Here is a 23,876-nt window from a genome sequence, read left to right on the forward strand (position 1 = left end):
CGGGCCCGGCAGCCGGGGAAACGCCCGGCCGGGTCAGCCCGGGTAGAGCTCGTCGCGGATCTTGGCGAGCAGCTCGGGCGTGCTCTCGGGCGGGGCGGCCTCGACGCAGAGCCGTTCCATGGCCAGCGCGTAGTAGTCGAGGTCGTCGCGCTTGTCGAGGTAGATCGCGCTGGTGAGCTGCTCGATGTAGACGATGTCGGGCAGGTCCTCGTCGCCGAAGCGCAGGATGCTGAAGGCACCGCTGGCCGCGGCGTGCCCGCCGGCGTCGAAGGGCACGACCTGCAACCGGATGTGCGCGGCGGCGGTGGCCTCGATCAGGGCGTCCAGCTGGGCACGCATCACGGCGTGCCCGCCGATCGGCCGGCGCAGGGCGGCCTCGTCGAGCACCGCCCAGAGCTGCGGCGGGTCGGGGCGGTGCAGCAGCTCCTGGCGCTTCATCCGCAGGCCGACCCGGCGTTCGAGCTCCTCGGGCGGGGCGCCCTGGTGACCGAGGAGGATCACCGCGCGGGCGTAGTCGGCGGTCTGGAGCAGGCCGGGCACGAACTGCACCTCGTACGTGCGGATCAGCGCGGCGGCGGCCTCCAGGCCGAGGTAGGACTGGAACCAGCTGGGCAGGACGTCGCCGTAGCGGTGCCACCAGCCGGGGCTGTTGGCGTCGCGGGCCAGGGCCAGCAGCGCCGCCCGTTCCTGCTCGGCCGTGACGCCGTAGAGGGTGAGCAGGTCGGCGACGTCGCGCTCCTTGAAGCCGACCCGGCCCAGCTCCATCCGGCTGATCTTGGACTCGGAGGAGCGGATCTCCCAGCCGGCCGCCTCCCGGGTGACCCCGGCGCCTTCCCGCAGGCGGCGCAACTGCCCCCCGAGCAGCATGCGCAGCACCGTCGGCCCACTGGCCGGGCCGCCCTCGGCGGGCACCATCGTCACGTGCGCGTCCTTCGCATGCCGGCGGGTGTCGGCCGGGCGCCCCAGCCCAACCGACGAGTAAGCATGCCATGAACCCTCGGTGAGGTGAACTCCCCCGGACGGCCGAGTCGGTCGGGTCAGGGGGACGGGCGGCCGGCGATCAGGTGGTCGAAGTCGCCGTCGCGGGCGCCGAGCACGAAGGCGGCGATCTCGTCCACGCTGTAGATCAGCGCCGGACCCTCCGGGTGCCGGGAGTTGCGCACCGCGATCCCGGCGCCGCCGGGCAGCTCGGCCAGCTCGACACAGTTCCCGCTGGGGTTGCTCCGGCGGCTCTTCTGCCACCGCAACGGCGGCAGTTGGCTGGTGGGTACGCCGTTCTCAGGCTGCTGCATTGGGCGTCTTTCTGGGCCGAGCCAGCCGGTGCCGCGGGGAGGGGCGGTGCTGGCGGCGGAGGGGATGTCGTCTATTCAGGATCGTGATGCACGTGCATCTGCTATTGCATCTGCATTGGACAGCGAGCATGATAACGCACGTGCGGTGTGCCCAACCGTTCACTTTGGGTAACCAGGCTGCCGGTCGAGACGAGCGCGGGCGGGGGCCCAGACCCGTGCGTTACGGGGAGGAGGGCGCGTGCCGGATCCGATGACCGTCGCCTCCGGAGTCTCCGCCGTCGGTGCCCTGGTCTCCGTCTGGCAACTGCGCCGCCGGGCGCTGCGCGCCGAGGCGGAGGTCGAACTGCTCCAGGCCGAACTGGAGGCCGAACGGCACGCGGCCAGCCACGACCCGCTCACCGGCCTGCCGAACCGGCGGGCCTTCTTCCGGCTCGCGGCGGCGTTGCTGACCAACCCGGCCGGCCGGCCGCTGGTCGCCGTGGTGCTCGACCTCGACGGCTTCAAGCAGGTCAACGACCGCTACGGGCACGCCGCCGGCGATCAGGTGCTGATCAGCGTCGCGCAGCGGCTGGCCGCGTTCGCCGGGGACAACCTGGTGGCCCGGCTCGGCGGCGACGAGTTCGCCGGCCTGCTGGCCAGCCCCACCATGGACCGTCGGTGGATCGAGCACGCCACCCGCCGGCTCTGCGAGGCGCTCGCCGCGCCCATCCCGGTCGGCACCCGGACGGTGCAGGTCACCGCGTCCGTCGGGCTCGCACCGGTACACGGACCCACCCAGCTCACCGACGCGCTCTGCCGGGCGGACGCCGCGATGTACCAGGCGAAGAGCGTCAGCGCCGCGCGCGCCGCGCGGGAGCTGATGGCCGAGTGCTGAGCGGCCGGCCGGTCACCGCGGCCAGCGGCCCGCCGCCGCCAGCGCACCCCGGGCCAGGGTGAGCAGCCCCGACGGCGACCGCAGCCCGGCCAGGATCCGCAGCGCGCGCACCCGGTCCGCCTCCGGCCGCCCGGGATCGGCCGCCTCCGCCGACCAGCTCCACATGTCGTCCAGCGCCCGCACCCCGAGGTGGTACGCCAGCCGCAGCGGGTCCGGCGTCACCGGCCCATAGCCGGCCCGGAAGGACGCCTCGTCCACCCGCCCCCGCGGCGCGAACGCCGGCCCGCCCTCGAGGACGAACATCAGGTCGCGTTCCCGCGGGGCGAGCACGGCGTCGTCCCAGTCGATCAACCAGACCTGCCCGTCCGCGCCGAGCAGCAGGTTGCCCAGGTGCGGGTCGCCGTGGCAGACGACCAGCTCGGCCGGGCGGGCCCGCAACTCCGCGCCGAGCCGGTCCACCGCGGCGAGCAGCCGGTCGAGGTCGGCGCCGGCGGCCCGCCAGTGGGCAACCACCTCCCCGGTCCAGCGGTCGGCCGTGGCCCCGTCGACCGCGCGCAACCGGCGGTCCGTCTCGCGGACGGCCGCCCCGACCGCGGCGTGGCTGTGGTCCTCGCGGGGCAGCCCCGCCAGCTCGCCGGTCACCGGGACCGCGTGGACGGCGGCGAGCAGCGCGCCGTAGCCGCGCCAGTGCGCGGCGCGCAGGTCGCCGTCGGGGGCCGGCTCGTCGGAGACCCACGGCACCACGGTGAGGCGGCGCCCGTCGTGGACGGCGTCGAGCCGCCCGTCCCGGGTGGTCAGCGGCGCGGGCACACCGGGTACGCCCCGCTCGGCCAGCAGCGCGGCCACCACCGAGCCGGCCGGGGTGCCCCCGCCGGTGAGCTTCACCGCGTACGCGTGACCGTCGGCGGTGGTCGCCCGCCAGGTCCGGGCGGCCGGATCCGCGCCCAGGTCCACCGGGGCGGAGCTGACCAGGCGCAGCCCGAACTCGGCCGCGACCCGGGCGGCGAGCCGCTCGTCCACCCGCCCGTCAGCGCCAGCCGTAGCCGGCGCGCAGCGCCTGGCCCACCCGGTCGAACCGGGGCCGGTCCAGCACGGCGCCCTCGCGGCGGATGCTGTCCTCGCGCATGGTGAGCACCCGGTCCAGGCGTACCCAGCTCGGGCGCTTGTCGCGGTCCCACTCCCCCGGGCCGAGGGCCAGCCAGTGCCGCTGCCCGTCCCGGTCGCTCTGGCTGGACAGCATCAGCCCGTACAGCGTCCGGCTCTGCCGGCCCACCACCAGCACCGGTCGGTCCTTGCCCTGCCGGGGGTCGTCCTCGTAGGGGACCCAGGTCCAGACGATCTCTCCCGGGTCGGCCTGGCCGTCCAGCTCCGGGGCGTACGCCAGCTCCCGCCGCTGCAGGGCGGCGACCTGGCGCCGCCGCGCGAGCTGGGCGGGGATCACCCGCGGGGTGCCGGCCGGCGCCGCGGCGCCCCCGGTGATCCGGCCGAGCCGGGACGCCACGCTCCTCAACAGACCTGCCACGGCCGGCAGCCTATCGCCCGCCGTCGCCGGGCGGCCCGGCCGGCCCTGGCCACCGGTCGAGGTCGGCCGGGCGGTCGACGCCGGTTCGGGCCGAAGCGCCGAGGCGGCCGACCGGCCCCGGGTGGTTGAGTCGGGTACGGAGGTGGTCCGATGCCCTTCGAGGTGCGTACCCGCAGCCTGCCGGACCGGCCCGCGGCGATCGGGTCCGCCGGGCCGTTCACGCTGGTGGTGGACCGGCCGGCCGACGGTGGCGGGGACGGGCTCGGCTTCAACGGCGGGCAGTTGCTCTATCTGGCCGTCGCCGGCTGCGTCTCCAACGACCTGTTCCGGGAGGCTCGGGCGCTGGGCATCACCCTGCACCGGGTCGAGATCACCGTGCACGGCGACTTCACCGGCGACCCCGCCGTCTCCACCGAGATCGGCTACGACGTACGGCTCGACGGCGACGCGGACGCGGCGCGGCTGCGGGAGCTGGTGGACCGGGTCGACGCGATCGCGGAGATCCCCAACTCGCTGCGCCGGGGCACCCCGGTCCGGCTGCGGCACGCCGAGCTGACCGGCCACCCGGATCCCGGCTGAGGCCGGTCAGGCCGGGCGGCGGGCCAGCACCAGGGTGGTGCGCAGGTCGAGCACCACGCTGCCGCCGAACCCGTCGATCGTCGCGCGCAGCGCGTCGCGCACCCGTTCCCGCAGCTCCGGCGGGCGCTTGAGCTGCGGCGAGAAGGTGGCAACCAGGCGCAGGTACGCCGCGGTGTCCAGCGGCACGGCCCGGCGGAACATCCGCGACCGCACGTCGGTGAAGAGCCCACTGGCGAGCACGTCGTCGTGGACCCAGCCGTCCGGGCGGTCCGTGGTCGGCTGCGGATCGACGGACTCGAACGCCGCCCGCAGCCCGGCGGCGTGGGCCGGGTCCAGGTAGTCGTAGCGGTGGCCGAAGACGGCCAGGGTGCCGCCGGGCGTGAGCGCGTCGTACGCCCGCCGGTTGCGGGTGGCCGGGTCGAGCCAGTGCCAGGCCATCGCGCAGGCCAGCGCGGCCACGCCGCCGGCCGGCGGGGTCCACTCCTCGAACGCGGCGGCGACCACCTCGACCTCCGGGAAGCGGGCGGCGAGCACGGCCGCCATCCGGCGGTCCGGTTCCACGCAGGTCGTCCGCGCGCCCAGGTCGAGCAGTGTCCGGGTGGCCAGGCCGGTCCCGGCGCCGACCTCGACGAGGGTGACCGGCGGGCCGCCGTGGTACCCGCGGATCGCCTCGACGAGCTCCGCTGGATAGCCTGGGCGGGCCTCGTGGTAGTCGTCGGCGACCTCGCCGAAGAGCTGCGACATGATCACCATCATCGCAGGGTGGCGCCGTCGCCACCGTCCCTCCGGAGGAGCCGTGCAACCCGAACTGCCCCGCGACCTGCCGGTGATCGAGCGCCGCGCGGTCCGCCTGGTGGTGCTCGACAGCGCCGAGCGGGTGCTGCTGTTCCACACCCGGGACCCGGAGCACCCCCGGCTGGGCGTCTGGTGGGAGCTGCCCGGCGGCGGCCTCGACCCCGGGGAGACCTACCTCGACGCGGCGCTGCGGGAGCTGCGGGAGGAGACCGGGATCGTGGTCGGCCCGGCCGAGGTCGGCGCGCCGACCTGGCGGCGCCGGGCCAGCTTCGTGCACCGCCGGCTGCGCCACCTCCAGGACGAGGTGGTGGTCCCGGTACGGCTGCCCGGGCCGGGACCCGACATCGACGAGACGCACCGGCTCGACTACGAGGTGGAGGACTACTTCGGCTTCCGCTGGTGGCCGGTGGCCGAGCTGGTCGCCGACCGGCCGCGCTGCTACCCGGGGCGGCTGCCGGAGCTGCTGCCGGCGTTCCTGGCCGGCACGGAGATCGATGAGCCGTTCGAGCTGTGGTCGTGACGTACGCGCCGGCAACCGGCACAGTGGAGCGGTGACCCCTCTGCACCTACCGCTCGCCCGGTACGCCGAGCGGCTGCACGGCGCCGCCGGCGAGGCCCACCACATCGCCTCCCCGCTGGGCGCCTGGCTGCTGCTCGCCCTCACCGCCCCCGCCGCCACCGGTGACGCCCGGGCCGGGCTGGAGGACGCCCTCGGCACCGACGCGGCCACCGCCTCGGCGGCGGCCCACGCGCTGCTGGCCGCGCCGCACCCGCTGGTCGCGGCGGCCACCGCGCTCTGGGAACGGCAGCCCTTCGACGGGCTGGCCCGGTGGCGGGCCGGCCTGCCGGAGCGCACCGAGCGCGGCCCGCTGCCCGACCAGGCCGCCCTCGACGCCTGGGCCCGGGAGCGTACCGGCGGGCTGATCGAACGGTTCCCGGTGGCCGTCGAGGCGGACACCCTGCTGATCCTGGCCAGCGCGCTGGCCACCCGGGTGTCCTGGGCGGACCCGTTCCAGGTGGCGCCGGCCGACCAGCTCGGCGCCGGCAGCGCGTGGGCGGGCCGGCTGGCGCGGGTGCTGCGTACCCCCTGGCACGGGCACTCCTGCTGGATCGCGGCCAGCGCGCGGGCCGGGGACGTCGCGGTGCACGCCGCGCCGGCCCGGCCGGCGCCGGGCGCCGACGGCGAGGCGGGCCTGCTGGTCTTCTCGGTCGCCGCCGCCCCGGACGTGCCGGCGGTGGACGTGCTCGCCGCGGCCCAGGAACTGGCCGTGAGCGCGGCCACCGGGCCCGCGGGGCAGCGGCCCGGCCGGCGGTCGCTGTTCGACCTGCCGCTCGGTGACGGTCCCGCCTGGACGGTACGGGAGGAGCCGATCCGCACCTTCGCCCGGGACGGCCGGGAGGAGCTGGCCAGCGCCGTGCTGCCCTGCTGGTCGGCGGAGAGCCGGCACGACCTCACGCCGGCCGGGTTCGGCTTCGACGCCGCCGCGCGGGCGCTCGGCACGCTGCTCGGCAACCCGGATCTGCCGTACGCGGCGGTGCAGTCGGCGGTGGCCCGGTACGGGCGGTACGGCTTCGAGGCGGCTGCGGTGACCGCGTTCGGGGTGGCCGCCGGCCTGCCGCCGGAGGGCGTGGCCCGCCGCGCGGAGCTGCGCTTCGGGCACCCGTACGCGGTGGTCGCGGTGGCCACCGACAGCAATGGCGGGCCCTGGCACAGCCTGCCGGTCTACTCGGCCTGGGTGGCGGAGCCGCAGGAGCTGCCCGAGGCCGAGCTGGCCGACCCGCCCGAGCAGTGGTGAGCCGGGCCGACGCGGCTCAGGGGGCGCCGTAGGGCGGGCGCGGGATCGGGTCGACCATCGCGTCGAAGCCCTTCGGCAGCTGGGCCACCAGGTCGTGGAACTCGCCCACGGTCACCGTCTCGCGCAGCGTGGTCAGCACCGCGCGGGTGCCCATCTCGGCCACCGCCGGGTCCACCGCGGCCCGGTCGGCGACCCGGTGCACGAAGTCGACCGCGCCGCCGGTCGCCGGCTCCTCGGCCGGGGCGGTCAGGTAGCCGCTCAGCTCGTCGGGCAGCTGGGCGGCCAGGTCGCCGGACTCGCCGCCGGTGACCCGGTCGGCGAGGGTCTGCAGCACCGCGCGGGAGATCGTGGCGGCCAGGTCGTCGGGCAGCTCGGCCCGGCGGGACACCGCCTCCACGAATCGGGGAAACCGCACACCAGCCTCCTGTGACCACCGGCCGCCGACGCGGCGGCGGACGACCCGCCGGTTACCCGGCCCGGGCGGCGGCAAACGGCGGCCCGAGCCGGTCGGCGGCCCGCCGAGGGGCCGTGCCGGCATGGCGCCCCCGGGCCGCCGCCCAGCGCGTCGGGCCGGCGGTCCGGGGTGCCCGCGCCCGGCGCGCTCAGGTCAGCGCCGCGCGGCCGTGGCTCGGTAGGCTCGCCGCATGGCTCGCAGCACCCACCCCGGCGCCTGCCCGCTCGACTGCCCCGACACCTGCGTCTGGCAGCTCACGGTGGCGGACGGCCGCGCCGTCGCGCTGCGCGGCGACCGTGATCACCCGTTCACCCGTGGGGCGCTCTGCGGCAAGGTCAACCGCTACCTCGACGCGGTCAACGGCCCCGACCGGCTCACCACCCCCTACGTCCGGACCGGGCCGAAGGGGGTCGGGCGGGTCTCCTACCGGCCGGCGAGCTGGGCCGAGGCGATCGCCCGGGCGGCCACCGGGCTGCGCGCCGGCATCGACCGGGACGGGCCCGAGTCGGTCCTCCCGTACTACTTCGCCGGCACCATGGGCCACGTGCAGGGCTGGTCCCTGGGTCCGCGGCTCTTCGCGCACCTGGGCGCGTCGCGGCTGGAGACCACCATCTGCACCGGGGCGGCGCAGGCCGCGCTGCGCTCGATCTACGGCGGCTCGGTCGGCTTCGAGCCCGAGTCGATCGTGGACGCCCGGCTGATCGTCCTCTGGGGCGCCAACCCGCTCGCCACCAACCTGCACCTCTGGCCGTTCATCCAGCAGGCCCGGGAGCGCGGCGCGTACCTGGTCACCATCGACCCGCTGCGCACCGACAGCGCGGCCCGCAGCGACCAGCACGTGGCCCCGCTGCCCGGCACCGACGCGGCGCTGGCGCTCGGCCTGATGCGGCACGTGCTGGACGCCGGCGCGGCCGACGAGGAGTGGCTGGCCGCGCACACCGTCGGCTGGCCGGAGCTGGCCGCCCGGCTCGGCGAGTGGCCGGTGGAGCGCGCCGCCGCCGAGTGCGGCCTGCCGGTCGAGGTGGTCCGCGACCTCGGCACCCGGATCGCCACCACCCGGCCCACCGCCGTGCGGGTCGGGCTGGGGCTGCAACGCCACCACGGCGCCGGGCAGGCGATCCGGGCGATCTGCGCGCTGCCGCTGGTCACCGGCGACTTCCGGTACCCGGGCGGGGGCGCCCTGGTGTCGACCAGCGGGCACCACCCGATCGAGGAGGGGCCGGTGGTCCGCCCGCCGGACATGCCGGCCCCGCCCGCCCGGTCGGTGAACATGAGCCGGCTCGCCGCCGTGCTCACCGGGGAGGCCGACCCGCCGGTGACCTCGCTGGTGGTGTTCAACGCGAACCCGGCGGCCACCGCACCGGACCAGAACCGGCTGCTCGCCGGCCTGCGCCGCGACGACCTGCACACCGTGGTGCTGGAGCAGCGCTGGACCGACACCTGCGACTACGCCGACGTGGTGCTGCCGGCCACCATGCAGCCGGAGCACCTCGACCTGCACTCCTCCTACGGCCACCACTACACGACGCTGAACCTGCCGGTCACCGAGGCGCCCGGCGAGGCGCTGCCGAACACCGAGATCTTCCGCCGGCTGGCCGCCGCGCTGGGCATCGACCATCCCCGGCTGCGCGACAGCGACGAGGAGCTGGCCCGGCAACTGCTGCGCGGCACCCCGGTCAGCTTCGAGGAGCTGCGCGAACGCACGTACGTCCGGACCACCGGGGTGGCGGTGGGCAGCGCACCGTACGCCCACGGCGGGTTCCGCACCCCCGACGGTCGGGCCCGGCTGCACGACCCGTCGCTGGTCCGGCTCGGGGTGGACCCGCTGCCCGGGCACACCCCGCCGGTGGAGGCGACCGACCGGGAGCTGGCCCGCCGGTTCCCGCTGGTGCTGGTCGCCCCGGCCGGCCGGTTCCTGATGAACTCCACCTTCGCCTCGCTGCCCTGGCACGCCCGGCGGACCGGGCCGCCCCGGGTCCACCTGCACCCGGACGACGCGGCGGCGCGTGGGCTCGCCGACGGCGACGCGGTGCGGGTGCGCAACGACCGGGGCGCTTTCCTGGCGGCGGTCGCCGTGGACGACGCCACCCGGCCCGGGCTGGCCTTCACCTACAAGGCGTACTGGGCGCGGCTGAGCCCGGGACGGGCCACCGTCAACGCGGTCACCGCGGTCCGCGACGCCGACCTGGGTGGCGCGCCGGCCTTCCACGACTGCCGGGTCGAGGTCGAGCCGGCGCCGGCGGAGCTGCTGACCGTCGAGCCACCCCGGGACGCCGAGCCGGCGCCCCGCGGCCCGGCGGACTTCCCGGCCCGGTCCGGCGCGCAGCCGGTGGGGTCCGTGCCGGCCGGTTGACCCGGAGGGCAGCCCGGGCCGGGACTTCCGGCCCGGCCGGGCGGTTCCCGCGCCCCTGCTCCCGACCACCGCCGGTCCGTAGCGTCGGTGGCGGGAACGAGGAGGTCGCCATGCGTACGTGGCAGGTGCGGGACGTGATGACCGCCGACGTGCTGTCGGTACGGGAGGGCACGACGTACCGGGAGATCATCGACGGGCTGGCCGGCAGGCGGGTCACGGCGGTGCCGGTGGTGGACGGGACGCGGCGGGTGCTCGGCGTGGTCTCGGAGGCGGACCTGCTGTACAAGGTGGAGCTGCTGGGCCGGCCGCGGCAGCGGCGGGTCTTCGCCAGCCGGCACCGACGCGAGGCGCACGCGAAGGCGTCCGCCACCCTGGCCGCCGACCTGATGACCGCGCCCGCGGTCACCGTGGCACCGGACGCCCCGCTGCCGGAGGCGGCCCGGCTCATGGACGAGCGGCAGGTCAAGCGGCTGCCCGTGGTCGACGACCTGGGCCGTCTGGTCGGCATCGTGACCCGGGGCGACCTGCTCAAGGTGCATCTGCGTCGGGACGCCGGGATCCGCTGGGACGTGGTCGACGTGCTGCGCCGCACGCTCGGCGTGCCGTCCGGCGTGGTGGACGTGGCCGTCCACGGCGGCGTGGTGGCCCTGACCGGGCAGCTCGACCGCTGGTCGACCCGGCACCTCGCGCTGCGGCTGGCCCGCCAGGTGGGCGGCGTGGTCGAGGTGGTCGACGCGCTCGGCTACGCGATCGACGACTCGCCGAGGTCAGCGCTGCGGCCCGGCGCGACGCCGGCCGGCATCACCTGATCGCCACGACCGGGTGGGCGGGCCGAGCCTGGCCGCGCCGCCCCCGTCGGGGAGCACCGCGGCCGCGGTTCAGCCCTCGGCGAGGGCGTCCAGCAGCAGCGCGGCCGTCCAGCTGAACGCCGGGGAGCCGAGCCCCGCCCCGGTGTCGGGGTGGAAGTACTCGTGGCAGCCGGCGCCCGCGACCAGGCCGAGCATCGACTCGCGCAGCCCGGCGGCCAGGTCGGGGCGGCCGTGGATGAGCAGCCCCCGCCACACCAGCCAGCCGGTGTTGAGCCAGCTCGGGCCGCGCCAGTAGCGCAGCGGCTCGAAGTCCGGCGCGGTCCGGTCGTAGGTGGGCAGCGGGCGGTCCATCCGGGCGGCCAGGCCGAACCGGGGTGAGCAGGCCTCGGTGAGCAACGCCCGGACCTGGCGGTCGGGCAGGTCGGGCAGGATTAACGGGATCAGCCCGAGCACGGTGCGGGCCGGGACGAGCCGGTCGGTGCGCAGGTCGCGCGGGTGGAACGCGCCGGTGGCCGGGTCCCAGAGACGGTCGACGAGGGCCTGGGTGGTGCGGGCGGCCCGGGCCCGGTGCGGCCCGGGGTCGGCGCCGATCACCGTGGCGATCCGGGCCAGGGCGTGCTCGGCGGCGCCCAGCGCGGCGTTGACCAGTGGGCACTCCACCAGGAACGGGTGGCGCCCGGCGAGGCCGTCGTCCCGGTACCGGCCGGTTCGGTAGGACTCCACCAGGGCCACGTAGCGGGCGTAGTCGAGGTCGGTGGGGCGGTGCGCCGCGTCGGCGTGCGCGGTGTCGTGCCGGCGGTACGCCCGCATCACCTCCTGGTCAGCCGGTACCGCGGCCATCGGAGCGTCCCAGGCGGGGCTGTTGTCCAGCCCGGACTCCCACGGGTGCACGATGGCGGCGAGGCCGCCGCCGCCCACGTCCCGCCGTCCGGTCAGGTAGCGCTGCTGGGCGACCAGCCGGGGGTAGAGCCGGCGCAGCGCCGCCACCGACGCCGCCGAGGGGGCCCGGCGGTGTACCAGCCAGGCGGCTGGGGCGTGCACCGGCGGCTGGACGATGCCGGAGGTGGCTCCGGCCGGGGCACCGTCGGCGCGGGCGGCGTCCCAGAACTCCGGCCCGGGGAAGTACGCGCCGGGCCGCAGCGCCGGGTTGAACACGATGTGCGGTACCCGCCCGTCGGCCCACTGGGCGGCGAAGAGCGTGTCCAGTTCCCGCCAGGCCCGGTCGGGGCGCACGTGCGCCAGCCCGACGGCGATGAAGGCGGAGTCCCAGCTCCACTGGTGCGGGTAGAGGGTGCGCGAGGGCACGGTGTGGTCGTGCTCCCAGTTGGCGTCGAGGGTGGACACGGCCAGCCGGCGCAGGGCGGCGAGTCGTTCGGCGCCGGCCCGGCCGGCGGCGCGCAGGCTGCCCGGCGCACCGCCCGGGGTGCCGGCACTCATGCCGCCGCCCGCCGCTGCGGGGCCGGGCCGAGCACCGCGGCGGCCTGCCGCAGCGCGGCGACCGGTTCGCCGCGCAGCCGGCACTCCAGCGCCAGCCAGCCGGGGTAGCCGAGGTCGTCGAGGGTGCCCAGCAGCGCCGCCCAGTCCAGGTGCCCGGCCCCGGGCTGGTACCGGTTGGAGTCGCTGACCTGCACGTGTCCCAGCCACGGCGCGGCGGCGCGCAGCGCCGCGTGGACGTCGTCCTCCTCGATGTTCATGTGGAAGGTGTCGGCGACGACGCGGACCGAGGGCAGCCCGACGGCCCGGCACAGGGCGACCGCCTCGTCGAGCCGGTTGACCATGTGGTCCTCGTACCGGTTGAGGGGTTCCAGGAAGAGGCTGACCCCCTCGGCGCGGGCGTGCTCGCCGAGTTCGCCGAGGGCGTCGACGAGCACCTGCCGGTCGCCCTCGGGCGGGCGGGGCGGCTCGAACGGTGGCAGGCGGCGGGAGAACATGCCCCAGGCGGCGGGGGTCATCGCGCCGATCCCGCCCAGTTCGGCGATGACCGAGAGTTGGGAGCGCAGGTTGCGTACCGCGTCGCGGGAGCGCGCCGGGTCGAAGTCGCCGATGAAGTGGTCCATCTCGACGCAGACGGTCGGCATGACCACGCCCTCGGCGCGGGCCCGGCGCAGCTCCGGCAGCCGCCGGGCGAAGGCCAGGTCACCCCGGCCGCGCAGTTCGATGCCCTGGTAGCCGAGGGAGACGGCGAGGGCGTACTTGTCGGTCAGGCCGGTGCCGGGGAGCAGCTGCTCCTGGCAGGCCAGGGGGATGGTCATGTCAGAACCTCAGCACCACTTGGAGGACGTCACCGTCACCGCGGTCGAGCAGCGCGAGCGCGTCGGCCACCGCGCCCGCGTCGACGACGTGGCTCACCAGCGGCAGCGGGTCGACGCTGCCCTCGGCCACCAGGTCCATGAAGGTGTGGGCGATCCGGGGCCCGGTCCAGCGGCCGGCCGTGCCGGGTGCCGGGGTGGGCCCGGAGACCTGGGCCGCCACCAACTGGATCCGGTTGTGGTGGAACTCCTCGCCGAGTCCCAGCCCGTGGGCGTACCCCTGGTAGAAGCCGGCGGCGACGACGCGGCCGGCGTGGGTGGTGGCGCGGATGGCCTCGTGCAGGGCCGGGTACGACCCGGACAGCTCCAGGCAGACGTCGGCGCCGCGCCCGGCGGTGATCGCGCGCAGCACCGCGGCGGCCGAGTCGGTGGCGGCGTCGACGACCAGCCGGGCGCCGAGCCGGGCGGCGTGCTCCAGCCGGGTCGGCACCCGGTCGACGGCGACGACCCGCGCGCCGGAGAGGACGGCGAGTCGGGTGCCCAGCAGCCCGATCACGCCCTGTCCGAAGACCCCGACCCAGTCGCCGAGGTGCAGGTCGCCGGCGAGCACCGCGGTCAACGCGATGGCGCCGGGACGGGCGAAGACGGCGGCGAGGGGGTCGAGGCCGGGGGCGAGCGGGGTGACCGCGCCGGCGGCCACGACGGCCTCGGCCCGGTGACCCCAGATCCCCCAGACCAGTTGCCCGGGGTGGCGGTCGGGGACGTCGGGGGCAACCTCGACGACCTCGCCGACCTCCTCGTAGCCGAAGCCGACCACCGGGTACGCGGGCGCGGCCTGCCGGGGCACGAACAGCCGGGCGGTGTCGTCCCAGTCCTTGCTGAGCCGGGGATTGCTGCCCCGGTAGAGGGTCAGCTCGGTGCCGGCGGAGATGCCGGAGTAGCAGGTGCGGACGCGGACCTGGCCCGGGCCGAGCGGGTCCGGGGGGCAGGGCTCCAGGCTCACGCGCCGGGGCCCGGCCAGCGAGACAACCCAGTTGGCCATGGCGTCGCTCCGAGGGAAGTGCCGACCCCGATTCTAAATCGAAATATTGGTGAATGTCTTGTAAATGATCAATCGAGAGGGTTGGATCCCTGATGTACCCTTCGAGAGGAGTGCCACTGATGTCATCGCCCTCGATGCGGATCCTCGCCTCCACCCTGATCGTGGCAGTTGCCGGGACAGCCCTGCTGGCCTGCGGTGACGACGATCCGAAATCCGACAGTTCCCAGATAACCGTCTGGAGCCTGGAGGACGTCGCGGATCGGGTGAACGCCACCAAGGCCATCATCGCCGACTACACCGCCAAGACCGGCGTCAAGGTCAATCTGGTCACCGTGAACGAGGACCAGTTCCCCGCGCTCATCGCCTCCAGCGCCGCCGCCGGGGACCTGCCCGACGTGGTCGGCTCGGTCCCGCTCGCCGGCGTCCGCACCCTCGCCGGCAACGAGTTGCTCGAGCCGGACGCCAACCGGCGGATCGTCGACAAGCTCGGCCGGGCCACCTTCTCGCCCCGGGCACTCGACCTGACCAGCGAGGACGGCAAGCAGCTCGCGGTGCCCAGCGACGGGTGGGGCCAACTGCTGGTCTACCGCAAGGACCTGTTCGCCGCCGCCGGCCTGCCCGCCCCCGACACGTACGAGAAGATCGCCACCGCGGCGGCGAAGCTGAACACCGGCGGCGTCGCCGGCATCACCGCGGCGACCGCCCCCGGCGACGTCTTCACCCAGCAGACCTTCGAGCACCTGGCCCTGGCCAACAACTGCCAGCTCACCGACGACTCCGGGGCGGTGAAGCTGGACTCCCCCGAGTGCGTCGAGGCGTTCCGCTTCTTCGGCGAGCTGATGCGCGACCACTCGGTCAAGGGCGCGCAGGACGTGGACACCACCCGGGCCACCTACTTCGCCGGCAAGGCGGCCATGCTGATCTGGTCGCCGTTCATCCTCGACGAGCTGGCCGGGCTGCGCAACGACGCCAAGCCGACCTGCCCGCAGTGCCAGTCCGACCCGGCGTGGCTGGCCAGGAACAGCGGCTTCGTCACCGCGATCAAGGGTCCCAACGGCACCGAGCCGGCCCAGTACGGCGAGATCAGCTCCTGGGCGGTGCTCGACGGCGCGGCCGACCCGGCGACGTCCTTCGTGGAGTACATGCTCTCCGACGGCTACCCGCGCTGGTTCGGCATGTCGCCGGAGGGCCGCTTCCCGGCGCGTACCGGCACCGCCGAGGACAAGCAGAAGTTCCTCACCGCCTGGAACACCAGCCAGGCCGGGGTGGACCGCAAGCAACCGCTCGCCGCGGTCTACGGCGAGGACGTCCTCGACACCCTGCGCAAGAGCCCGGACACCTTCCAGCGGTGGGGGCTGCCGCAGGGCCAGGGGAAGCTGGTCGGTGCGATCCTCGGCGAGCTGCCCGTGCCGAAGGCGCTCGCGGACGTGATCGCCGGGAAGTCCGACGCCGCCGCGGCCGCGGGCCGGGCGAAGAAGGACGTCGAGGCGATCGCCAAGGGCGTCAATTGACCACCACCACGCCGGAGGCCGGCCGCTCCCCCACCCGGGAGCGGCCCCGCCCCGGCAGACGCCCGCTCACCCTGCGCCGCCGCGAGTCCCGCGCCGGGCTCGCGCTGGTCACCCCCACCCTGCTCGTCGTGGTGGCGGTGATCGGCATCCCCATCGTCTGGACCGTGGTGCTGGCCTTCCAGCGGGTACGCCTGGCCACCCTGCGGCGGACCGGCCTGTTCGGCGAGTTCACCCTGGACAACATCGACCGGGTGCTGCACACCCCCGGCTTCGCCGACACGCTCTGGACGACCGTCCTCTACAGCCTCGGCGGCACCGCCGGCTCGATCGTCGTCGGCCTGGTCGCCGCGCTGGTCGTCCGCCGGCCGTTCCGGGGCCGCACCGTCGTACGCGCGTCGATGCTGCTGCCGTACGTGGCCCCGGTGGTGGCGATGGCGTTCGTCTGGCAGGTGATGCTCGACCCGCAGCTCGGCATCGTCAACGACTGGGGGCAGCGGTTCCTCGGCTGGGACCAACCGATCCCCTTCCTGTCGCAGGAGTCCACCGCGCTCTGGACGGTCATCGCGTTCGAGGCGTGGCGGTACTTCCCGTTCGCGTTCCTGTTCCTGCTGGCCCGGCTCCAGGCGGTGCCGGCCGAGTTGGAGGAGGCGGCCCGGGTGGACGGGGCCACCCCGACCCAGCGCTTCCGGCACATCCTGCTGCCCCAGCTCATGCCGGTGATCGCGCTGCTCGGGGTGCTCCGGTTCATCATGACCTTCAACAAGTTCGACGACGTCTACCTGCTCACCGGCGGCGCCGCCGGCACCGAAGTGGTCAGCGTCCGGGTCTACCAGTTCCTCACCGCGCGCACCGACATCGGCGCGGCAGCGGCCCAGGCGGTCGTGCTGGCCCTGGTGCTGATCGTGTTCGTGGTGATCTACCTGCGCTTCTTCACCGGACGACGGGAGGAGGCGTGATGGACCGGGACCGGATCGAGACGGTGAGCCTGCGCTGGCTGCGCCGGCTGGTGATCGCCGTCTTCCTGCTCGTCACCCTGCTGCCGTTCTGGTACATGCTGGTGCTCTCGGTACGCCCCATCGAGCGGCTGCTGCTCGACCCGGGGTCACTGCTGGTGCCGCTCGGCGAGCTGACCGTCGACACGTACGCCGAGGTGCTCCGGTCGGTCGAGGACGGCGGGCAGGGCTTCCTCGCCTTCATCCGCAACAGCGGCATCGTGGCGCTCTCCGCCACCGTGCTCACGCTGCTGGTCGCCATCCCCGGCGCGTACGCGGTCGCCCGGCTGCGGTTCTTCGGCCGGCGGCAGGTCAGCGCGCTGTTCCTGGCGGTCTACCTGTTCCCCTCGATCGTCATCGCGATTCCGCTCTTCGTGGTCTTCACCCGGGCCGGGCTGCGCGGGTCGCTGGTCGGGCTGGTGCTGGTCTACATCTCGCAGACGTTGCCGGTCTCGGTCTACATGCTCAAGAACTACTTCGAGACCATCCCGGTCAGCCTGGAGGAGTCCGCCGCGATCGACGGGGCCGGGCGGCTCGGCATCATCCGCCGGGTCAGCCTCCCGCTCGCCGCCCCGTCGGTCATGGCGGTCGCGCTCTACGACTTCATGATCGCCTGGAACGAGTTCCTCTTCGCGCTGCTCTTCCTCGTGGACCGGCCGAACCGGTGGACCGTGTCGCTGGGGCTGTCGCTGCTCTCCGACGGGGTGGAGGTGCCCAAGACGGTGCTGATGGCCGGGTCGGTGATCCTCACCCTGCCCATCGTGATCCTCTTCTTCGCCAGCGAACGGCTGCTCACCGAGGGGCTGACCAGCGGCGCCGAGAAGGGGTGATCGACCTTGCCGTCGACGCGCGGCCAACCAGCAAGATCAGCTACGGTGGCCGGATGGGCAAGCCGACGCGTTGGGTGACGGAGACCAAGCCGGGACACTCGCAGTGGTACATCGACCGGTTCCGCCAACTGGCGGCCGAGGGGGCGGACCTGGCCGGCGAGGCCCGGCTGCTGGACGCCCTGGTGGCGCCGGGCGCCCGGATCCTCGACGCCGGCACCGGCACCGGCCGGGTCGCCGCCGCGCTGGCCGCGCGCGGACACACCGCGGTCGGGGTGGACGCCGACCCGGCGCTGATCGAGGCCGCCCGGGCCGACCACCCCGGCCCGCGTTTCCTCGTCGCCGACCTGGCTGAGCTGGACCTGGCCGCCCAGGGCGAACCCGAGCCGTTCGACGCCGCGCTGATCGCCGGCAACGTGATGGTCTTCGTCGCGCCCGGCACCGAGCCGGACGTGCTGGCCCGGGTCGCCGCGCACGTCCGGCCGGACGGCCTGGTGGTGGTCGGCTTCGACACCGGGCGCGGCTATCCGCTCGCCGACCTCGACGCCCACGCGGCGGCGGCCGGCCTCCGGCTGGAGCACCGCTTCGCCACCTGGGACCTGCGCCCCTGGCACGACGACGCGGACTGGGCGGTGACGGTCCTGCGCAAGCCGGCCTGAGCCGGCCACACCGGAGCGGCCGACACTCCGGATGCCCGCCCCGACGGCCGCCCCGGACGGCCGCCCCCGACCGGCCGGTCAGGCCGGGGCGGCGACGGCACGGGCCGCGGCCGGGTCCAGCGGGCTGCCGGCGGGGACGAGGCTGACCAGGCTCGCCGGCAGCCGGAGCGGCCGGACGCCGGCGTAGCCGAGCATGCCGAGCACGTCGCCGCCGGTGAGCACGTACCGCCGGCCCAGGTCGGTGACCACGCTGACCGCCCCGCCGCCGGCGCCCGGCGCGGCGACCGACTCGACCACCGCGCCCCGGCCGGGCGCGACCACCACCCGGTCGACGCGGCCACCGTGGGTGGCCGCGGTCGGGGCGGCGGCGGAGAGGTCTGGCGGGGTGACGCCGAGGCGGACCTCGCGTACGCCGGTGTCGTCGGCCGCGCGGGCGCAGAGCACGCCGCCGTCGCCGGTGGCCAGCCGGGGCGGTACGGCCGGCGGCGCGGCCGGGCCGCCCGGTGCCCGGTCGGGGACCTTCGGCAGGGCGGCGAAGCGCCCGAGGGTGACCGGCTTCGGGTCGTCCTGCCCGGTGCGGGCGAGCAGCAGGGCGGCCTGGAACTCGGTGATACCGGCCAGGCCGTCCCGCTCGGCGACCGCGTACTGGCGGCCGCCGCCGGAGTTGCGCACCAGGTAGACGTCGCCGATGGTGGCGCCGCCGACCCGGTCGGACGGCCTGCCCAGGCCGGGCAGCACCGGCGGGGCCAGGTCGGCGCCGGCCGGCACGGTGTTGAGCAGCGCGGCGGCCACCGGCACGGCCCGGGCCCGGGTCGCGGCGAGCGCGGCGAGCACCCGGTCGGGGTCGCGCAGCAGGTAGCGGCGGTCGTGCCAGAGCAGGTGCAGGCTGCCGTCCGGGTGCCGCAGCAGCAGTCCCTGGTCGCCGAGCGGGCGGCCGCCGGTGGCTTCCCGTCCGATCAGCAGCGCGGACCGGGCCTCGGCGCGTCCCGACTCGGCCGGGGCGAGGGAGCACACCGTCCAGGGACCGGTGGCGAGCCGGCCGGCGGCGGGCAGCGAGTCCGGCGCGTCGGCGATGCCGAGCGGCAGGCCGCGCGGCACGCCCTCGATCGAACGCCGGGAGACCAGCACGGTCCGCGGCTGCTCCGCCCCGATGATCAGCAGCGCGGAGGCGTAGTTGAGCACCGGGTGCAGCTTGTCCTGCCGATAGACGAACCGCGCGCCGGACTCCTTCTCGACGATCACCGCGCCGGGGTCGCGCCAGCCGCTGCCGCCGCCGGCGAAGAGGCCGTACAGGGCGACCCCGCCGAGCGCGATCACCGCGACCAGCACGCTGGCCAGGCCCGCTCCGGCCAGCCGCCGGAACGGCGACTGCGCGGGATCGGTCTCCCGCATCACCAGCGCCGCGACCGCCCGCTGCACGGTGAACTGGTACGAGTGGAGCTGGTCCTGCCGCGACGGCATCGGGTCCCTTCCGCCTGGTTCGTCGGCGCACAGGATAGACGCTCCGTCTATCCGTGGTGGACCCTGCGTGTCCGGCTCGGGGCCGGACGTGGGTCTCGCAGGAGGAACTGGGCCACATCCGCCCGCAGGCCCAGCCGGGGCGCGACGGAGGCGGCCGTCAAGCCGTCTCCTGACCTGAGGCGGGTGACCGGGGCGGCCGCCCCGGTCACCCGGCGATTCGGATGGGTCAGATGGCGGCGTGCAGGCCCTGCCAGGCGCCGTAGCCGCCGAGCAGGTCGGAGACGTCGGCCCGGCCGGCGTTACGCAGCAGGCTGGCCGCGACCGAGGAGCGGTATCCGCCGGCGCAGTGCACCACGACCGGGCGGTCGGCCGGCACCTCGTCGAGGCGGCGGGGCAGCTCGGCGAGCGGGATGTGCAGCGAGCCGTCGACGGCGCCCTGCTCCCGCTCCCCGGCGTTACGGACGTCCAGCACCACGGGCGCGGTGGCGGTGTCCAGCGCCGCGCGCAACTCGGTGGCGGTGACCCGGCTGGCCCGGGTCATCTCGGCAACCATCTCGAGGAACGCGCCCTCGGGCTCGCGCAGGTAGCCCACGACGTGATCGAACCCGATCCGGGCGAGGCGTACGACGATCTCCTCCTCCCGGTCCTGCGGGGCCACCACGAGCACCTTGCGGTCCGGCGCGATCACGCTGCCCGCGGTCTCGGCGAACCGGCCGTCGGCCGGGATGTTGATCGCCCCCCGGATGTGCCCGGTGGCGAACTCGTGCGGGTCGCGGGCGTCCACCACCACGGCGCCCTCAGCGCGCTCCCGGGCGAACTCGGCGGCATCGAGCGGGCGCGGGGCCCGGCTGTGGTCGAACAGCTCGCGGGCCTTGCGGTTGAGCACCGCGTCGAAGGCGAAGTAGCCGGGCGCGGCCGGCTGCCCGCCGGTGACCAGGGCGAGGAACCGCTCCTCGCTCATCGGGGCGCAGGCGTAGTTGGTGCGGCGCTGCTCGCCGATGGTGGACTGCCGCTCGGTGGAGAGGTTCTTGCCGCAGGCCGAGCCGGCGCCGTGCGCCGGGAAGACCCGGACCTCGTCGGGGAGGCCCATCAGCTTGCGCTGAACGCTGTCGTAGAGCATCCGGCCGAGGTCGTCGGCGGTGGCGCCGAGCGAGGCGAGCAGGTCGGGCCGGCCCACGTCGCCGATGAAGAGCGCGTCGCCGGTGAGCACCCCGTACGGCACCGGGTCGGTGGCGTGCTCGTAGACGAGGATGCTGATCGATTCCGGGGTGTGTCCGGGGGTCTCCATGATTTCGAGCGTCGCGTCGCCGAGGCTGATCCGCTCGCCGTCGACGAGCTTGCGGCTCGGGTACTCCGTCTCCGCGCGGTGCCCGTAGCCGATCCACGCGCCGGTGGCCGCGGCCACTTCGAGGTGACCGGCGAGGAAGTCGGCGTGGAAGTGGGTGTTGATCACCCCTTCGATGGTCAGGCCGTGTGCCCGGGCATCGGTCAGGTACTCGTCGATGTCCCGGCGCGGGTCGACGAGCACCGCCCGCCCCGTGGTGTCGTCGGCGATCAGGTATGACGCCTGGGACAGGCAGTCCAGGTAGTACTGGGTGAACAACATGGCCGAACTCCTTCGCAGTGATGACTGGCGATGCACTTATCGATCACATATACCCCTGGGGGTATTCATGGCCCAGAATCCCGCCCTTCCGGGATCGCCGGCCCGGCTCAGCTCAGCGGGCGTCGGCCCCGGTCACGACGGGACGGCCACTGCGGGCCCAGCCACCGGTGCCGCCCCGGACGGAGCGGGCATCGACACCGGCCCGGGCCAGGAACTGCGCGGCGGACAGACTCCGGCTGCCACTGGCGCAGATCACGTAGACCGGGCGGTTGCGCGGCAACTCCCCGACCACCGTCGGCAACTGGGCCAGCGGCACCGAGCGGACGCCGGGCACATGCCCCTCGACGTACTCGAACGGTTCCCGCACGTCCACGGCGACGGCGCCGTCGGCGTGCGCAGCCGCGAACTCCGCCAGGTCGACCTCTCGCATGCTTCCTCCTCGAATCCGTATACCCCCGGGGGTATCCACGTTCGAGCTTAACCCATCCGGGCACATCGACATTCCCACCTGAGCCGTGCGGCACCGGGGCACAGACGCCGGCCGGAAGCAGCGCCGGTTGCTGACGCCGCCGGACGCGGGGCGCGGGCAGCCGTCCGCGCTCCCGGGCGCGGCTCGGTGGCCGGGCCCGGCGATGCGGCTCAGTCGGTCAGCGCGTCCAGCGCGGCGCACAGCCGGGCGGTGGCCTCGTCGGCAACCGCCCGCAACTCGGGAGCGTCGCTGACCTGCACCATCACCTGCGGGTCCAGGGCCTGCACCAGCGTGCTGTCCGGTCCTTCGGCGCGGACCACGACGTTGCACGGCAGGAGCAGGCCGATCGCCGGGTCCGCCCGCACCGCGCGGTGCGCCAGGGGCGGGTTGCAGGCGCCGAGGATGACGTACTCCGCCAGCTCGACCCCGAGCTTCTCGCGCAGTGTCGCGCGCAGGTCGATCTCGGTCAGCACTCCGAAGCCCTGGTCCTTCAGGGCCGCCCGGACGCGATCCACGGTCGGGGCGAACCCGGCGGACAGGCGGACGGTCATCGCGTAGCTCATGCTTCTGTTCCCCCTCGCTGGACATCATGCCGCCCGGAATGTGCGCGTTGCCGGGAATCCGCTTCGCGGCGCGGTGGGAATCGGCCGGCGGCCCGCGGTGTTGCGGATACCCGTAGGGGTATGGCATTGGCGAGGCTGGTACCCCCTGGGGTATGTTCGGACGCAGGAGGTAGTGCCGTGAAGCTTCAACCCGAGATGACCAGCGACGCGCTGAACCGGCTCAAGCGAGCCCGGGGTCAGCTCAACGCCGTGATCGAGATGATGGAGAACGGCGAGGACTGCCGGGCTGCGTTGACCCAGCTCGCCGCGGTCTCCAAGGCGATCGACCGGGCCGGCTTCAAGATCATCGCGTCCGGGATGCGGCATTGCGGCGCGACCCGCGACCGGGGCGAGGAGCCCGAGATGACCGAGGAGGAGCTGGAGAAGCTCTTCCTCGCCCTGGCCTGACCGAGAACCCCCGCCCCTAACGCGTGATCGCGACGGGGGCGGGTAATTCCGCACCCGTGAACCCAGGTCGAAATCTGTCCGCCACATACCCCCAGGGGTATACAGGAAGGAACAACGCACATGGCAGTCGAGGTGTCCGTGATCGCGACGTCCTCGCTGGGCGACCGCAGCTACCTGGCCGCCGACGGCCGGGTGGCGATCGTGGTCGACCCCCAGCGCGACATCGACCGGATCTTGTACCTGGCCGGGGCCAAGGGGGTACGGATCACCCACGTGGTGGAGACCCACCTGCACAACGACTACGTCTCCGGCGGGCTGGAACTCGCCCGGATCACCGGCGCCCACTACCTGGTCGCCGCCGCCGACCAGGTCGGCTTCGACCGGACACCGGTCGCCGACGGGGACACCGTGGCCGTTTCCGACACGCTGCGGCTGCGGGTGGTCGGCACGCCGGGCCACACCTTCCACCACCTGTCGTACGTCCTCGACGAGTCCACCGACGGCGACTGGCAGCCGGCGGGCGTCTTCACCGGCGGCTCCCTGCTGTTCGGCACCACCGGACGCACCGACCTGCTCGGCCAGCAGCACGCCCACGAACTGGCCCAGCACCAGCACGCCTCGGCCCGGCGGCTGGCCGACCTGCTGCCCGACGGGGCGCAGGTGTGGCCCACCCACGGCTTCGGCAGCTTCTGCTCGGCCAGCCAGGCCGACGCCCCCGACTCCACGATCGGGCGGGAGAAGCAGGCCAACCCGGTGCTGCGGCTGGCCGCGGACGAGTTCGTCAGCCAGACCCTCGCCGGCCTGGACGCGTACCCGGCCTACTACGCCCACATGGGCGTGGCGAACGGCGCCGGGCCCGCGCCGGTCGACCTCACCCCGGTCACCCGCGCCGACGCCGCCGAGCTCCGGGACCGGATGGCCGCCGGCGAGTGGGTGGTGGACCTGCGACACCGCAAGGCGTACGCGACCGCGCACCTGGCCGGCACGGTCAGCCTGGGGCTCGACGGCCCGATGTCGACCTGGCTGGGCTGGCTGATCGACTGGGGCACCCCGATCACCCTGCTGGCGGAGACCCCGGAGCAGGTCGCCGACGCCCAGCGGGAGCTGGTCCGGATCGGCATCGACCGGCCGGCCGCGCAGGCCACCGGCCCGGCCGAGCGGTGGGCCGACGGGCCCGACCAGCTCCGCGAGCTGCGGATGGCCGACTTCCCGGCCCTGGCGGCGGCCCGCGCCGGCGCCGTCCCGGCCGGGCTGCCCGCGCCCGACGTCGTGCTCGACGTCCGGATGACCAACGAGTGGCGGGCCGGCCACGTCGAGGGCGCGGTCCACATCCCGCTGCCCGACCTGCCCAGGCGGCTCGCCGACGTGCCGGCCGGGGCGGTCTGGGTGCACTGCGGCTCCGGCTACCGCGCCACCGCCGCGGCGTCACTGCTGACCAACGCCGGCCGCGAGGTCGTCGTCATCGACGACGCGTTCGGCACGGCCGCCGCCGCCGGCGTCGCCATCACCGACAACGCCTGACCCAGGCCCGGGGCCTCCGGCCGGCGCGACCGCGCGCCGGCCGGCACCCCGCCCT

The 23,876-nt window shown here is 75.1% G+C and carries 25 protein-coding genes; 12 read left to right on the forward strand and 13 right to left on the reverse strand.

Annotation, left to right across the window (positions count from 1 at the left end; genetic code table 11):
• Positions 1-33 precede the first annotated feature (33 nt).
• Both ACIBPB_RS23795 and ACIBPB_RS23800 read right to left on the reverse strand, forming a co-directional pair.
• On the reverse strand, positions 34-921 hold the full coding sequence (locus ACIBPB_RS23795; RefSeq protein WP_396841682.1) for a helix-turn-helix domain-containing protein: 888 nt from the start codon (positions 919-921) through the stop codon (positions 34-36).
• A gap of 116 nt (positions 922-1,037) precedes the next feature.
• Positions 1,038-1,292, reverse strand: a complete 255-nt coding sequence (locus ACIBPB_RS23800; protein ID WP_357326041.1) for a DUF397 domain-containing protein — start codon at positions 1,290-1,292, stop codon at positions 1,038-1,040.
• A 238-nt stretch (positions 1,293-1,530) separates the two neighbouring features.
• On the opposite strand from ACIBPB_RS23800, the gene ACIBPB_RS23805 reads away from it, so the two are divergent.
• Positions 1,531-2,166: a GGDEF domain-containing protein gene (locus tag ACIBPB_RS23805; protein ID WP_396841683.1), complete on the forward strand. Its 636-nt coding sequence runs from the start codon at positions 1,531-1,533 to the stop codon at positions 2,164-2,166.
• Between the two features lie 12 nt (positions 2,167-2,178).
• On the opposite strand, the gene ACIBPB_RS23810 is transcribed toward ACIBPB_RS23805, so the two are convergent.
• Positions 2,179-3,186 carry a phosphotransferase enzyme family protein gene (locus tag ACIBPB_RS23810; protein WP_396841684.1) on the reverse strand — a complete coding sequence of 336 codons (1,008 nt, stop codon included), beginning with the start codon at positions 3,184-3,186 and terminating at the stop codon, positions 2,179-2,181.
• A gap of 7 nt (positions 3,187-3,193) precedes the next feature.
• Positions 3,194-3,688, reverse strand: coding sequence for a type II toxin-antitoxin system PemK/MazF family toxin (locus ACIBPB_RS23815; RefSeq protein WP_396841685.1), 495 nt, complete (start codon positions 3,686-3,688; stop codon positions 3,194-3,196).
• Positions 3,689-3,838: 150 nt separating this feature from the next.
• Between ACIBPB_RS23815 and ACIBPB_RS23820 the strand changes: the two genes are divergently transcribed.
• Complete coding sequence (locus tag ACIBPB_RS23820; protein ID WP_357326030.1) at positions 3,839-4,267, forward strand: OsmC family protein; 429 nt, start codon at positions 3,839-3,841, stop codon at positions 4,265-4,267.
• Between the two features lie 6 nt (positions 4,268-4,273).
• Here the strand turns inward: ACIBPB_RS23820 and ACIBPB_RS23825 are convergent, their stop codons facing one another.
• On the reverse strand, positions 4,274-5,020 hold the full coding sequence (locus ACIBPB_RS23825) for a class I SAM-dependent methyltransferase (protein ID WP_396841686.1): 747 nt from the start codon (positions 5,018-5,020) through the stop codon (positions 4,274-4,276).
• Between the two features lie 43 nt (positions 5,021-5,063).
• On the opposite strand from ACIBPB_RS23825, the gene ACIBPB_RS23830 reads away from it, so the two are divergent.
• Positions 5,064-5,582: an NUDIX hydrolase gene (locus tag ACIBPB_RS23830; protein ID WP_396841687.1), complete on the forward strand. Its 519-nt coding sequence runs from the start codon at positions 5,064-5,066 to the stop codon at positions 5,580-5,582.
• A gap of 31 nt (positions 5,583-5,613) precedes the next feature.
• Positions 5,614-6,858: a hypothetical protein gene (locus tag ACIBPB_RS23835; protein ID WP_396841688.1), complete on the forward strand. Its 1,245-nt coding sequence runs from the start codon at positions 5,614-5,616 to the stop codon at positions 6,856-6,858.
• Between the two features lie 16 nt (positions 6,859-6,874).
• Here ACIBPB_RS23835 and ACIBPB_RS23840 read toward each other — a convergent pair whose 3' ends face one another.
• The gene (locus tag ACIBPB_RS23840; protein WP_396841689.1) at positions 6,875-7,273 is read right to left on the reverse strand and encodes a DUF2267 domain-containing protein; all 399 of its coding nucleotides are present in this window, start codon (positions 7,271-7,273) and stop codon (positions 6,875-6,877) included.
• 229 nt (positions 7,274-7,502) lie between these two features.
• Between ACIBPB_RS23840 and ACIBPB_RS23845 the strand changes: the two genes are divergently transcribed.
• The gene (locus ACIBPB_RS23845; protein ID WP_396841690.1) at positions 7,503-9,665 is read left to right on the forward strand and encodes a molybdopterin-dependent oxidoreductase; all 2,163 of its coding nucleotides are present in this window, start codon (positions 7,503-7,505) and stop codon (positions 9,663-9,665) included.
• 110 nt (positions 9,666-9,775) lie between these two features.
• The gene (locus ACIBPB_RS23850; RefSeq protein ID WP_396841691.1) at positions 9,776-10,474 is read left to right on the forward strand and encodes a CBS domain-containing protein; all 699 of its coding nucleotides are present in this window, start codon (positions 9,776-9,778) and stop codon (positions 10,472-10,474) included.
• A gap of 69 nt (positions 10,475-10,543) precedes the next feature.
• Here the strand turns inward: ACIBPB_RS23850 and ACIBPB_RS23855 are convergent, their stop codons facing one another.
• The 3 genes from ACIBPB_RS23855 to ACIBPB_RS23865 are packed head-to-tail and all read right to left on the reverse strand — an operon-like array spanning position 10,544 to position 13,765.
• Entirely contained in the window at positions 10,544-11,911 is a 1,368-nt protein-coding gene (locus ACIBPB_RS23855; protein WP_396841692.1) for an MGH1-like glycoside hydrolase domain-containing protein, read from the reverse strand.
• A complete protein-coding gene (locus ACIBPB_RS23860) occupies positions 11,908-12,726 on the reverse strand; it encodes a TIM barrel protein (protein ID WP_396841693.1) in 819 nt (272 codons plus the stop codon). Before ACIBPB_RS23860 ends, ACIBPB_RS23855 begins: the two co-directional genes overlap by 4 nt.
• A gap of 1 nt (position 12,727) precedes the next feature.
• Positions 12,728-13,765 carry a zinc-binding alcohol dehydrogenase gene (locus tag ACIBPB_RS23865; RefSeq protein WP_396841694.1) on the reverse strand — a complete coding sequence of 346 codons (1,038 nt, stop codon included), beginning with the start codon at positions 13,763-13,765 and terminating at the stop codon, positions 12,728-12,730.
• Between the two features lie 119 nt (positions 13,766-13,884).
• On the opposite strand from ACIBPB_RS23865, the gene ACIBPB_RS23870 reads away from it, so the two are divergent.
• From ACIBPB_RS23870 to ACIBPB_RS23885, 4 genes are read left to right on the forward strand one after another with little or no spacing between them, the layout of a single operon-like run.
• Positions 13,885-15,276, forward strand: a complete 1,392-nt coding sequence (locus tag ACIBPB_RS23870; RefSeq protein ID WP_396841695.1) for an ABC transporter substrate-binding protein — start codon at positions 13,885-13,887, stop codon at positions 15,274-15,276.
• Positions 15,273-16,232, forward strand: coding sequence for a carbohydrate ABC transporter permease (locus ACIBPB_RS23875; protein ID WP_396841696.1), 960 nt, complete (start codon positions 15,273-15,275; stop codon positions 16,230-16,232). The genes ACIBPB_RS23870 and ACIBPB_RS23875 overlap by 4 nt, the downstream gene beginning before the upstream one ends.
• The gene (locus ACIBPB_RS23880; RefSeq protein WP_396841697.1) at positions 16,232-17,098 is read left to right on the forward strand and encodes a carbohydrate ABC transporter permease; all 867 of its coding nucleotides are present in this window, start codon (positions 16,232-16,234) and stop codon (positions 17,096-17,098) included. The genes ACIBPB_RS23875 and ACIBPB_RS23880 overlap by 1 nt, the downstream gene beginning before the upstream one ends.
• Before the next feature lie 53 nt (positions 17,099-17,151).
• Positions 17,152-17,754, forward strand: a complete 603-nt coding sequence (locus ACIBPB_RS23885) for a class I SAM-dependent methyltransferase (RefSeq protein WP_396841698.1) — start codon at positions 17,152-17,154, stop codon at positions 17,752-17,754.
• Positions 17,755-17,832: 78 nt separating this feature from the next.
• On the opposite strand, the gene eccB is transcribed toward ACIBPB_RS23885, so the two are convergent.
• The 4 genes from eccB to ACIBPB_RS23905 form a co-directional block, all read right to left on the reverse strand.
• Complete coding sequence (gene eccB / locus ACIBPB_RS23890) at positions 17,833-19,215, reverse strand: type VII secretion protein EccB (protein ID WP_396841699.1); 1,383 nt, start codon at positions 19,213-19,215, stop codon at positions 17,833-17,835.
• Positions 19,216-19,441: 226 nt separating this feature from the next.
• Positions 19,442-20,821 (reverse strand): rhodanese-like domain-containing protein, encoded by a 1,380-nt coding sequence (locus tag ACIBPB_RS23895; protein WP_396841700.1) that lies wholly within the window; start codon positions 20,819-20,821, stop codon positions 19,442-19,444.
• A 112-nt stretch (positions 20,822-20,933) separates the two neighbouring features.
• Complete coding sequence (locus tag ACIBPB_RS23900) at positions 20,934-21,251, reverse strand: rhodanese-like domain-containing protein (RefSeq protein WP_396841701.1); 318 nt, start codon at positions 21,249-21,251, stop codon at positions 20,934-20,936.
• A gap of 209 nt (positions 21,252-21,460) precedes the next feature.
• A complete protein-coding gene (locus tag ACIBPB_RS23905; protein ID WP_396841702.1) occupies positions 21,461-21,853 on the reverse strand; it encodes a DUF302 domain-containing protein in 393 nt (130 codons plus the stop codon).
• Positions 21,854-22,030: 177 nt separating this feature from the next.
• On the opposite strand from ACIBPB_RS23905, the gene ACIBPB_RS23910 reads away from it, so the two are divergent.
• Together ACIBPB_RS23910 and ACIBPB_RS23915 are read left to right on the forward strand one after the other, a co-directional pair.
• The gene (locus ACIBPB_RS23910; RefSeq protein WP_396841703.1) at positions 22,031-22,300 is read left to right on the forward strand and encodes a metal-sensitive transcriptional regulator; all 270 of its coding nucleotides are present in this window, start codon (positions 22,031-22,033) and stop codon (positions 22,298-22,300) included.
• A 120-nt stretch (positions 22,301-22,420) separates the two neighbouring features.
• Positions 22,421-23,821: a rhodanese-like domain-containing protein gene (locus tag ACIBPB_RS23915; RefSeq protein WP_396841704.1), complete on the forward strand. Its 1,401-nt coding sequence runs from the start codon at positions 22,421-22,423 to the stop codon at positions 23,819-23,821.
• The last annotated feature ends 55 nt before the right edge of the window (positions 23,822-23,876 follow it).

Origin of the sequence: Micromonospora sp. NPDC049836, assembly GCF_044465125.1 — a bacterium.
Taxonomy (GTDB): Bacteria; Actinomycetota; Actinomycetes; order Mycobacteriales; family Micromonosporaceae; genus Micromonospora.